Genomic DNA, 11129 nt, shown 5'->3' on the forward strand with positions numbered 1-11129 from the left:
CCGGTGCCGGAGCAGTCGCGCCCCGTCTCCGCGCCACCCGACCGCCCGGTCTCCGGGATGCCCGCCCGCCCGGTCTCGGGAATCCCGGCACACCCCGTCCCGGGAGTTCCGGCCGCACCGGTCTCCGGCGTACCCGCACAGCCCGTGTCCGGCGTACCCGCACAGCCCGTGTCCGGCGTACCCGCACAGCCCGTGTCCGGCATTCCCGCACAGCCCGACGCCGGGACGGAGCCGCCGCCGGGCCAGAAACGGCGGGCCGTTCCGGCCGACCCGGAGCAGACGCTCGCGGCCCTGCGGTGGCGTCTGCACCCGGAGACCCTGCGCGAGGAGACCGACGACTCGGAGCTGCTGCGCACCGTGCGGGAGGGGCTGAACGCCAAACTCGACACCGCCCTGGACAACCGGTCCCGGGCCCGGCTGCTCAGCCTGCGGGCGGTGGTGTCACGCCTGCTCGGCGACCTGGCGGACGCGGTCGACGACGCCCGGCTCGCGCTGACGTACGCCGAGGCCACGGGCGAGTTGCGGCGGACCGCGCTGGCGCGGGCACGGCTGGCCCACGTGCTGCGCTGGCGGGGCGAGTTCACCGAAGCCGACCGGCTCTTCGCGGAGGCGAACTCGCCGGAGCTGCCCGACCGGCTGCGCGCGGCCCTGCACGAGCACGCCGGCCGCTGCTGCTACGACCAGGGCCGGCTGATCGAGGCGTGCCACCACTTCGAGCTGGCTCTTGACCTGCGCCGGGCCGCCGACCCGGAGCTGCTCGCCCGGACCCGGGTCGCGCTCGACGCGGTCGCCGCGCGGGCCAGAAGGGACGGCTTCGGCCCCTACCCGCGTGGGCGCGAGGAGATCCTGCGCACTCCCCGGCCACCGGTGCCCACGTACGACGAGGATCTGGACCGGTGGGGCTACGCCGACGCCGGCGGCAACCTGGTGATCGGCACCGACTACGCCGAGGTGCAACCGTTCCGGGAGGGAATGGCCTGGGTACGCCGACCGGAGGGCACCCGGTGGGCGCTGATCGACGACTCGGGGCGCATTGTGATCCAGGCCAACAACGGCTACCGGTCGGCCGGCTCGTTCTCCGACGGCCTGGCCTGGGTGTCGATCGACGGCATCGGCAACTGGATGGCGATCGACACGTCCAACATCGTGGTGATCCCGCCCGGCTTCGACGACGTCCGGCCGTTCCGTGCCGGGGTGGCGGCGGTACGCGTCGCCGGCGGCTGGGGTGCGGTCGACCGCACCGGGACGGTGGTGGTGCCGACCCGGTACCACGGTTTCACCACGGCCCTGGCCGACGGCCGCTACGTGGACGGCTTCACCGACGAGGGGCTGGCCGTGGTCGAGCTGAACGGCCGGCGCGGGGTGGTGGACCGCACCGGCCAGATGGTGGTGGCCCCGAAGTATCCGGCGCTGGTCGTGCACCCGGTGGCGTACCTGGTCGGCGACGGCTTCGGCCGCTGGGGGGCCCTGGACCGGCGGGGCGTACCGCTGATCGACCCCGTGCACCCGAGCCGGGACCGGGTGGTCGACCAGATCGACCACCTGCTCGCCGACACCAGCCCGCTGCTTTGACCTGACCGGCCCCGGAGCCCGCCGACGGGTGACCGTGATCGGGCCGGGCTAGGGTCGGACCATGGAATTCCGACACCTAGGCCGCTCGGGCCTGCTGGTCAGCGAGATCTCGTACGGCAACTGGATCACCCACGGGTCGCAGGTCGAGGAGGACGCGGCGGTCGCCTGCGTCCGGGCCGCGCTGGAGACGGGCATCACCACCTTCGACACCGCCGACGTGTACGCCGGCACAAAGGCCGAGGAGGTGCTCGGCCGGGCGCTGGAGGGCGAGCGCCGCGAGGGGCTGGAGATCTTCACGAAGGTCTACTGGCCGACCGGCCCGGGTCGCAACGACCGGGGCCTGTCCCGCAAGCACATCATGGAGTCGATCAACGGCTCGCTGCGCCGGTTGCAGACCGACTACGTGGACCTCTACCAGGCCCACCGGTACGACCACAGCACGCCGCTGGAGGAGACGATGGAGGCGTTCGCCGACGTCGTGCACTCCGGCAAGGCGCACTACATCGGCGTCTCCGAGTGGACGGCGGCGGAGATCAGGGCGGCTCACCAGCTCGCCCGGGAACTTCGCATCCCGCTGGTGTCCAACCAGCCGCAGTACTCGATGCTGTGGCGGGTCATCGAAACAGAGGTGGTCCCGACCAGTGAGGAACTGGGCCTGGGGCAGATCGTCTGGTCGCCGATGGCGCAGGGCGTGCTGTCGGGCAAGTACCTGCCGGGGCAGCCGCCGCCGGCCGGCTCCCGGGCCACCGACGAGAAGTCCGGGGCGAACTTCATCGCCCGGTTCCTCACCGACGAGGTGCTGACCCGGGTGCAGCAGCTCAAGCCGCTGGCCGAGCAGGCCGGGCTGAGCATGCCGCAGCTCGCGATCGCCTGGGTGTTGCAGAACCCGAACGTCTCCTCGGCGATCATCGGCGCGTCCCGCCCCGACCAGGTGCACGACAACGTCAAGGCCGCCGGGGTGAAGCTCGACGCCGACCTGCTCAAGGCGATCGACGACATCGTCGACCCGATCACCGAGCGGGACCCGGCGAAGACGCAGTCCCCGGCCCAGCGGCCGTGACCCGTCCCGGTCCGGCCGGCGCGTCGCGCCGGCCGGACCGGGCCTACCGGAAGCGGATCAGCCGCGCGCCGAACGGATCGGGGCCCGCCGACCGGCGCCGGAAGCGGATCAGCCGCGCGCCGGCCCACCGGCGCCACCCCGCCATGCTCACAGTCAGTCCTGCCAGAAGCGGATCAGGTCGAACCCGGCGGCGTAGAGCCACGGGGGCAGGCCGAGCAGGTTCGCCACGGCGAAGACGGCGTCGAAGAACCAGCCACCGATGCGTGGGTTCCACAGCAGCGCGAAGAGCAGGATGAACCCGAACGGGGCGAACAGGTCGTACATCCGCCGCCACTGCGGGTTCAGCCACGGTTGGATCATGTTGCCGCCGTCCAGGCCGGGCACCGGCAGCAGATTCAGCACGCTGGCGGTGAGCTGGAGGAAAGCCAGCAGCGCCACGCCCGCCCAGAACTCCACCGACCCACCGCCGCCGAACCCGACCCGCAGCACCGCCACCAGCGCCAGGGTGAACAGGACGTTGGTGGCCGGGCCGGCGAGGCTGACCAGGGTGTGCCGCAGCCGCCCGGGGATGGCGTGCCGGTCGACCCACACCGCGCCGCCGGGCAGGCCGATGCCGCCGAGCAGCACCACCACCACGGGCAGCACGATGGACAGCAGCGGGTGGGTGTACTTCAACGGGTTGAGCGTCAGGTAGCCACGGTGGGCGATGTCGGTGTCCCCGGCCCGGTACGCGACCACCGCGTGGGCGTACTCGTGCAGGCAGAGCGAGACCAGCCAGCCCGAGACGACGAAGAGGAACACGTCGAACCGGACGTTGCCGAACCGGTTCCAGGCCAGGACGCCGCTGGCCGCGAAGAGCGCGACCAGCGCCAGGAACACCGGGCTGGGCCGGAAGGCCGCCCGGGGCACCCCGAGCACCAGCGGCTCGCCGCCGCCCGGGCGGCCCGGCGTCATCACTCGGCCGGGGACTGGAGGCTCATCCGGTACTCCACCCGGTCGTCCTCGACGAGCACGACCGTCGTGACGCCGGATGCCGCGAGCTCCCGCCAGGTCTGGCCGATCCATGACTCGGCGTCCGCCTGGCTTCCGAACGTCTCCGCCGGCCCCTCGGCCGCCGCACCGTTCGCGCCCTCGTACCGCCAGCTCCACGCCATGCCGCGTCTCCCCTCGCCGCTGAAGTCCCCCTGGGGACGAACCCCCGCAAGCGTAGTCGGCCCTGTGCCCGACGGCCCGCCGCTCCGCCCCGGGACCACCGCCGGCCCGACCGGGGCAGGCCGCCCGTACCGGTGACGCCGGCACCGACGCGACGGGGAGACGAGCCTGCGGCCACCGGCGCGGGCCGACCGGCGGCGCGGTCTCCAACGGCCTTAAGGTACGGGGCATGTCCGTTGACGGGTGGAACACGGTCCTGGTGCTCGGCGGGATCCGCTCCGGCAAGTCCGAGTTCGCGGAGTCCCTGGTCGCCGACGCGCCCACGGTCCGGTATGTGGCGACCTCGGCGGCCGGCGACCCGGAGGACGCCGAGTGGGCGGCCCGCCTGCGGGCGCACCGCAGCCGGCGGCCGGGCGGCTGGACCACCGAGGAGACCGCCGACGATCCGCGCCGGCTGGCCGACGTCGTCGCCTCGGCCGGGCCGAACGAGACGCTGCTCGTCGACGACCTCGGCGGCTGGGTGACCGTGCTGCTCGACCCGGCCCACCAGCCGGCGGACGACACGGCGACAATCGCCGAGCTCGCCGAGGCGGTGCGGGACAGCCCGGCCCGGGTGGTGCTGGTCAGCCCCGAGGTGGGGCTGTCGCTGGTGCCGACCACCCCGCTGGGCCGGGCGTTCACCGACGCCCTCGGCGCGGCCAACCGGGCGGTCGCCGACGCGTGCGACGCGGTGGTCCTGGTGGTCGCCGGCCAGGCGTGCTGGCTCAAGACCGCCGCCGCCCAGCCGACCGCCGGCCCCGGGAGGCTCCCGAACCCGGAGGCGGTCGCGGCCGTGCCGGTGACGGACGGGGCCGTGCCCGTGGCCGGCGGTGACCGGGCCGCCGCGCTGCCCGACGTGTTGACCCCGACTGCCTCGCCGGAGCCGGCGGGCGCCCCGTGGGCCGCGCCGACCATGGTGCTGCCGGTGGTCGCCACCGGCCTGGTCATCCAGCCGGGCATGGAGCTGCCGATGCCCGACGAGCACGCCGGGCCGCAGGCCGTGGAACGGCTCGCCACCCTGGACGTGCCCGGCGCCGGGTTGGGCGTGCTGGAACGGGTCGTCGGCTTCGCCGCCGCCACCCAGGGCACCCCTACCCCGGTGCCGTGGGACAACGTACGGGTGCTGCTGCTGCACGGCGACCACGCCGGCGGGGCGGCCGTCGGGTCGCCGACCGGGGAGTCGGCCCGGCGGGCGGCGCAGGCCCGCGCCGGGCAGGGTGCGCTGGCCCGGCTGGCCGCCGAGAGCGGCGCGAGCCTACAGGTCGTGGAGGCGCCGGCCGCCGAGCCGATCGAGGATCTGCCCGCCCTGGACCACGAGCAGGTGGAGCAGGCCCTGAGGTACGGCTGGCGGTTGGCCGAGGAGGCCGGCGAGGCGGGCGTACGGCTGCTGGTGCTGGCGGCATGCGGGGCCGGCACCGACACCGCCGCCGCGGCGGTGCTCGCGGCCACCGCGGGCGCGGAGCCACCCGCCGTGCTCGCCCGGGTGGTGACGGCGGCCGGCGAACTCGACGACGCGGCGTGGATGCGGCGCTGCGCCGCGGTCCGGGACGCGTTGCACCGCACCCGACGCTCGCCCCGCGATGCCAAGGACGTGCTGGCCGAGCTGGGCGGCGGGGACATCGCGGTGGCCACCGGCGTGCTGCTCGGCGCGACCGCCCGCCGGATCCCGGTGCTGCTGGACGGTCCGGTCGGCCTCGCCGCCGGAATGATCAGCCGGGACCTGGCCGGGCAGGCCCGGCACTGGTGCCTGCTCGCCGACCACGGCGGTCACCCGGCGGTCCGGCTCGCCGCCGACGTGCTGGGCCTCACCCCCCTGCTGGACCTGCGGCTCGACCTCGGCGAGGGGGCGAACGCGCTGGCCGCGCTGCCGCTGCTGCGCTCGGTGCTGTCGCTGGCCGCCGCACTGCCCGGCCGACCGAACCCGGGCGACGCCGCGAACCCGGGCGACGGGGGTCGGGACGGCGAGGCGGACTGGTCGGAGTTCGTCGAGCCGGAGCCGGCCGGCCCGGGACCGGCCACCACCGAGCCGACCGAGCCCGCCGAGCCGACCGAGCCGACCGAGCCGACCGAGCCGACCGCGCCCACCGAGCCAACCGCGCCCACCGAGCCGACCGAGCCGGACCCGGCCGGACGGCGTGCCGGCTGAGCCCCACCCGGGCGACGCCGCGCCGGGTGGGGGGCGCACCGGCGACGGCGCGACGAGCGGCGGGGGACGTGCCGGCGACGGGATCCGGCTGGCGCTCACCACGTTCACCGTCCTGCCGGTACGCGCCGGCCGGGTGGACCGCGCCACGGCGGGCACCGCGATGGCGCTCGCCCCGGCGGTCGGGGCCCTGCTCGGGGCGGCGCTGGCCGGGGTGCTGCTGCTCCTCGGTGCCGTCGCACCACCGCTGGTCGCCGCGGCGGTGACGGTCGGGGCGGGCGCGTTGCTCACCCGGGGACTGCACCTGGACGGGCTCGCCGACACCGTCGACGCGCTGGGGTCGTACCGGCGGGGGGCCGCCGCACTGGAGATCATGAAGAAGCCCGACGTGGGGCCGTTCGGGGTGACCGCGCTGGTGGTCGTACTCCTGGTGCAGGCCGCGGCGCTCGCGGAGCTGGCAACCCGGTCGGGGCCGGCGGCGCTCGCGGCCATGGTGGCGGCTACGGCGGCCGGGCGGCTCGGCGTCACCCTGGCCTGCCGGCGCGGCGTGCCGGCGGCCCGGCCGGACGGGCTCGGCGCGCTTGTCGCGGGCACCGTCGGCCCGGTAGCGGCGGTGGTCGGCACGGCCGCCGTCGCGCTCGTCGCGGTCGCCGCCGTGCCGGGCCGCCCGTGGCAGGGGCCGGTCGCCGTGCTCGCCGCGCTCGCCGTCGCGGTGCTGCTGCTGCGCCACGCGGTACGCCGCCTCGGCGGCATCACCGGCGACGTGCTCGGGGCCGCCGTGGAGGTGGTCACCACGCTGGTATACCTGGGGCTGGCGTCGACCCGCTGATCCGGACGCGGCCGGGCGGGTAGCGTTTCGGGCGACAGGCCGGCCTGGGGTAGACAGGGGACCACATGCTCATCACCGACGATTTCCTGCCCGTCCCGGTCCCCGAGTCGCTCACCGCCACCTATCTGGTGCCGATGGTGGGGTTGCCGAGGGTCGGCGCGAAGACCGCCGTGCGGGCGCTGGCCGGACGGCTCGCCGAGCCGGTGCACGGGCTGGCCACGCAGATGCTGGGCAGCCCGCTGATGAGCGTGGACACCCGGCCGGTCGCCGAGTTTCCCGCGCTGCCGCCGGACCTGCTCACCGCGTTCGGGGCGACCGAGGCGCAGCTCTCCCGGCTCGCCGCCGCCACCCATCTGGTGGTGGTGCAGGCGGAGTACCGGCCGGGCTGGCCGCCCGCGCACGAGTGGGCGGCGCGGGCGGTCGCCGCCGCCGTCGCCGAGAGCGCGGACACGGACGTGGTGGATGTCTTCGGCCTCCAGTTCCTCGACCCGGCCGCAGCGCTGCGCTCGCTGCCCGACGAGCAGGGGCGGATCCGGCTGGTCGACTGGGTGCTGGTGCCGTACTCCTCCGACGCCGAGGGGCTGTGGTTCACCACGAAGGGACTGCGCCGTTTCGGGCTGTTGGAGTTGCAGACCCAGGGGGTGCCCGACCACCTCACCCGGGCCTGGGGCGCGGTGCTCACCGGGGCCGCCCGCCGCCTGCTGCGGGCCTGGACCGACGGGCTGACCGGCGACGAAGTGCCGGCATTCGTGCAGCTCCCGGTGCTCGCCACCGTCACCGGGCACGACATCGCGGTCGCGTACGGCAACCCGGAGCAGCACGGGGCGACGGCGCCGGTGCTGCTGCGGCTGGAGCTGGACCCGGCCACCGATCCGGAGGCCGACTCGTTCCTGAGCCTGCGCCCGCCGCCGGGGCACCCGGGCCCGGACGGGCGGTACTTCGCGGCGGCCTGCGCCACCCTGTTCGACGGCATCGCGCCGGACGTGCGCTACGCCCGTCCGGGCGACGCGATGAGCCGGGCGGTCGCCACCGCCCGGGCCGGCCTGGACGACGTCCGGGCCCGGTTCCTGGCCGGCCGGCTCCCGGCCCGGTCGCAGCTCGTGATCAAGTACGGCCTGCCGGGCGACGAGGGCCCCGAGTACGTCTGGGCGGGCGTGACCTCGTGGGACACCCCGGAACGGATCGTCGGCGCCAGCGCCAGCGACGCCAGCACCGACCCGGGGGTCCGCATCGGCGCCCCGGTGGTGGTCGAGACGGCGGACGTCGTCGACTGGGCCGTCCTGGGCGGCTCGGGCGTCATCGAGGGCGGCTGGACCCAGGCCGTCCTGGACGCCGGCGAACCCCCCACCTCGTCAAGTTGATCAAGAAGCTTGCGTCAGGGTCAGGCCACCCGCTGACGCAAACCTCTTGATCACCCCGTCAGATGGGGTCAGCGGACGGAGGGAGTCACGAAAGGGGGGCGGGTCAGCAGCAGGGCGGCGCGTCGGCCGCGGATGTCGACCTCCACCGTGTCACCCTCGGCGAGGTCGGCGGCCGTGTCGACCAGGGCCAGGGCGATGCCCTGCTTCCTCGTCGGGCTGAAGGTGCCGCTGGTGACCGTGCCGACGCAGGCGTCCCCGACGTACAGCTTCATGCCGGGGCGCGGGATCGCCCGGTCGACGGCCGTCAGGCCGCGCAGCGTACGCGCGGGGCCGGCCGCCTTCTCGGCGCGCAGCGCGTCGCGGCCCCAGAACGCCGGCTTGTTCCAGCCGACGGCCCAGCCCGAGCGGGCCTGCACGGGAGTGATCTCCGGCGACAGGTCCTGCCCGTGCAGCGGGTAGCCCATCTCGGTGCGCAGGGTGTCCCGCGCGGCCAGCCCGCAGGCCCGCAGCTCGTACGCCTCGCCCGCGGCGGCCAACGCGTCCCAGGCCGCGACGGCGTGCCCTGCCGGCACCACCAGCTCGTAGCCCAGCTCGCCCGTGTAGCCGGTGCGGCAGACGGTCAGCTCGGCACCGGCGAGGGTGCCGGTGCGGAAGCTCATGTAGTCGTGGTCGGTGGGCAGGCCCAGCGCGCCGAGCAGTTCGGCCGAGCGCGGACCCTGCACGGCGAGGACGGCGTGCTCCTCGTGCTCGTCGGTGACGACGACCCGCTCCGGGGCGGCGGCGCGCAGCCGGCGCACCACCTCGGCGGTGTTCGCGGCGTTCGGGACGAGGAACACGTGGTCGTCGGCGTGCAGGTAGGCGATGATGTCGTCCACCACGCCGCCGGTGGCATCGTCGCAGCAGAGGGTGTACTGCGCCTGGCCGGGGCCGATCCGGCCGAGGTCGTTGCTCAGGCAGACGTTGACGAATTCGGCCGCGCCGGAGCCGGTGACCCGCGCCTTGCCCAGGTGCGACACGTCGAACACCCCGACCCCGGTACGGACCGCCGTGTGCTCCCTGAGCACCCCGCCGCCGGCGTACTCCAGGGGCATCTCCCAGCCACCGAACGGGGCGAACTTGGCGCCGAGGGCGGTGTGCCGCTCGTGCAGCGGAGAACGGCGAAGCCGGGTCGCGGCGGCGTCGGAGGTCGCGTCGGTCATGGGTGGCAACTTACCGGTAGCTGAACGGCTGGTTAGCATCGGCGGGACCCCGTCGGCCGAGTTCGGCGGGACAGCCCACCGTCCGGCGGGTAGGTTGCCGCCGGAGACCTTCACCGCCGGTACGCGACGACGCGATCGGCCCGGCCCGCCCGGAGTAGCTTCAGTGACATCGCCCAGCACCACCCTCAGCCTGGTCGACACCGACCCCGCCGAGCTCGCCGTCGACGCGATCGTGATCGGCCTGCACAGCCAGACCGGTGAGCAGGATGCCGCCGGTAGCCCCGCCCGGGCACTGCTGCTCGCCAGCGGTGCCGAGAGCATCGCCGCCGCCTTCGACGGCAAGCTTACCGAGACGCTGGCGCTGCTCGGCGCGACCGGCGCCCCGGGCGAGGTGATCAAGCTGGCCACGTTGGGCACCGTCACCGCCCCGGTCGTCGCGGCGGTCGGCCTCGGCCCCGAGCCGACCGGGGCCGCACCGGCACCGGAGACGCTGCGCCGGGCCGCCGGCTCGGCGGTCCGGGCCCTGGCGGGGGCCCGCCGGGTGGCGCTGAGCCTGCCGCTGCCCGACGACGCTGACGCCGCCGACGCCCTGCGCGCCGTGGCCGAGGGCGCGCTGCTCGGCGGGTACCGGTTCGCCGGGTACAAGACCCGCCCGCAGCCGGCCCGGCGGGAGCCGGTCGCCGAGGTGCTCATCGCGGTGCCGGAGGCCGGCGACGCGGGCGCCCGAGCCGAGATCGAGAGGGCGCACGCGGTGGCCGGCGCGGTCCGGCTGACCCGCGACTGGGTGAACGCCGCCCCGAATCTGCTGCGCCCGCCGGCGTTCGCCGACGCGGTGGCGGAGGCGGCCCGCGCGGCCGGGCTCGACGTCGAGGTGCTCGACGAGGCGGCCCTGACGGCCGGCGGCTACGGCGGCATCCTGGCCGTCGGGCAGGGGTCGGAGGCCCCGCCGCGCCTGGTCAAGCTCACCTACACGCCGGAGGCCGGAGGCAGTGGCAAGCGGGTGGCGCTGGTCGGCAAGGGCATCACCTTCGACACCGGCGGTATCTCGATCAAGCCGGCACAGGGCATGTGGGAGATGAAGTCCGACATGGGCGGCGCGGCGGCGGTCGGCGCGGCCATGCTGGCGATCGCCGCGCTGAAGCCGTCGGTGACGGTGACGGCGTACCTGCCGATGGCCGAGAACATGCCGTCGGGCACGAGCTACCGGCCGGGCGACGTGATCACCATGTACAACGGCAAGAGGGTGGAGGTGCTCAACACCGACGCCGAGGGCCGGATGATCCTGGGCGACGCCATGGCGCGGGCCTGCGAGGACGGCGCCGACTACCTGTTCGAGACGTCGACCCTCACCGGCGGGCAGGTGATCTCGCTGGGCAAGCGGGTCGCCGGCGTGATGGGCACCCCGGAGCTGTGCGAGCGGGTCCGGGCGGCCGGCGACGCGGTCGGCGAGCCGGCCTGGCCGATGCCGCTGCCGGACGAGGTACGCAAGGGCATGGACTCCGACGTCGCCGACATCTCCCAGGTCAACGCCGGGATGGACCGGGCGGGGCACATGTTGCAGGGCGGGGTGTTCCTGCGCGAGTTCGTCACCGACGAGGTGGCCTGGGCGCACATCGACATCGCCGGCCCCAGTTACCACTCGGGCGAGGCGACCGGGTACTGGACCAAGGGCGGCACGGGTGTGCCGGTGCGTACCCTCGTGCACCTGGTGGAGGACGTCGCCGCCAACGGCTGACGCGCTCGCGCGAAGGGCCCCCGCCGAGCGGGGGCCCTT

9 protein-coding genes are annotated in these 11129 nt (G+C 75.3%); 6 read left to right on the forward strand and 3 right to left on the reverse strand.

Annotation, left to right across the window (positions count from 1 at the left end; translation table 11 throughout):
• Positions 1-3 precede the first annotated feature (3 nt).
• Positions 4-1572, forward strand: coding sequence for a WG repeat-containing protein (locus tag E1258_RS24605; protein WP_132405299.1), 1569 nt, complete (start codon positions 4-6; stop codon positions 1570-1572).
• 61 nt (positions 1573-1633) lie between these two features.
• On the forward strand, positions 1634-2632 hold the full coding sequence (locus E1258_RS24610; RefSeq protein WP_132405287.1) for an aldo/keto reductase family protein: 999 nt from the start codon (positions 1634-1636) through the stop codon (positions 2630-2632).
• Between the two features lie 153 nt (positions 2633-2785).
• Here E1258_RS24610 and E1258_RS24615 read toward each other — a convergent pair whose 3' ends face one another.
• Together E1258_RS24615 and E1258_RS24620 are read right to left on the reverse strand one after the other, a co-directional pair.
• Complete coding sequence (locus E1258_RS24615) at positions 2786-3586, reverse strand: site-2 protease family protein (RefSeq protein WP_132405289.1); 801 nt, start codon at positions 3584-3586, stop codon at positions 2786-2788.
• On the reverse strand, positions 3586-3786 hold the full coding sequence (locus E1258_RS24620; RefSeq protein WP_036372644.1) for a hypothetical protein: 201 nt from the start codon (positions 3784-3786) through the stop codon (positions 3586-3588). Before E1258_RS24620 ends, E1258_RS24615 begins: the two co-directional genes overlap by 1 nt.
• 227 nt (positions 3787-4013) lie before the next feature.
• Here E1258_RS24620 and E1258_RS24625 point away from each other — a divergent pair, with 227 nt between their 5' ends.
• The 3 genes from E1258_RS24625 to E1258_RS24635 all read left to right on the forward strand — a co-directional run bounded on the left by E1258_RS24625 (position 4014) and on the right by E1258_RS24635 (position 8156).
• Positions 4014-5969, forward strand: coding sequence for a bifunctional adenosylcobinamide kinase/adenosylcobinamide-phosphate guanylyltransferase (locus E1258_RS24625; protein ID WP_132405291.1), 1956 nt, complete (start codon positions 4014-4016; stop codon positions 5967-5969).
• An 82-nt stretch (positions 5970-6051) separates the two neighbouring features.
• Positions 6052-6795, forward strand: coding sequence for an adenosylcobinamide-GDP ribazoletransferase (cobS, locus tag E1258_RS24630; RefSeq protein ID WP_132405301.1), 744 nt, complete (start codon positions 6052-6054; stop codon positions 6793-6795).
• 65 nt (positions 6796-6860) lie between these two features.
• Positions 6861-8156 carry a DUF2314 domain-containing protein gene (locus E1258_RS24635; protein ID WP_132405293.1) on the forward strand — a complete coding sequence of 432 codons (1296 nt, stop codon included), beginning with the start codon at positions 6861-6863 and terminating at the stop codon, positions 8154-8156.
• A gap of 68 nt (positions 8157-8224) precedes the next feature.
• Here the strand turns inward: E1258_RS24635 and gcvT are convergent, their stop codons facing one another.
• A complete protein-coding gene (gene gcvT / locus E1258_RS24640; RefSeq protein WP_132405295.1) occupies positions 8225-9355 on the reverse strand; it encodes a glycine cleavage system aminomethyltransferase GcvT in 1131 nt (376 codons plus the stop codon).
• 163 nt (positions 9356-9518) lie between these two features.
• Here gcvT and E1258_RS24645 point away from each other — a divergent pair, with 163 nt between their 5' ends.
• Positions 9519-11090 (forward strand): leucyl aminopeptidase, encoded by a 1572-nt coding sequence (locus E1258_RS24645; protein ID WP_132405297.1) that lies wholly within the window; start codon positions 9519-9521, stop codon positions 11088-11090.
• Positions 11091-11129 lie beyond the last annotated feature (39 nt).

It is taken from the genome of Micromonospora sp. KC207 (genome assembly GCF_004348615.1).
Classification (GTDB): domain Bacteria; phylum Actinomycetota; class Actinomycetes; order Mycobacteriales; family Micromonosporaceae; genus Micromonospora.

Bases quoted from the DNA above. Each gene is read 5' to 3' on its own strand.
- E1258_RS24620 (WP_036372644.1), bottom strand. From the start codon at position 3,786: ATGGCGTGGAGCTGGCGGTACGAGGGCGCGAACGGTGCGGCGGCCGAG.
- E1258_RS24610 (WP_132405287.1), top strand. From the start codon at position 1,634: ATGGAATTCCGACACCTAGGCCGCTCGGGCCTGCTGGTCAGCGAGATC.
- gcvT (WP_132405295.1), bottom strand. From the start codon at position 9,355: ATGACCGACGCGACCTCCGACGCCGCCGCGACCCGGCTTCGCCGTTCT.
- E1258_RS24635 (WP_132405293.1), top strand. From the start codon at position 6,861: ATGCTCATCACCGACGATTTCCTGCCCGTCCCGGTCCCCGAGTCGCTC.
- E1258_RS24615 (WP_132405289.1), bottom strand. From the start codon at position 3,586: ATGACGCCGGGCCGCCCGGGCGGCGGCGAGCCGCTGGTGCTCGGGGTG.
- E1258_RS24625 (WP_132405291.1), top strand. From the start codon at position 4,014: ATGTCCGTTGACGGGTGGAACACGGTCCTGGTGCTCGGCGGGATCCGC.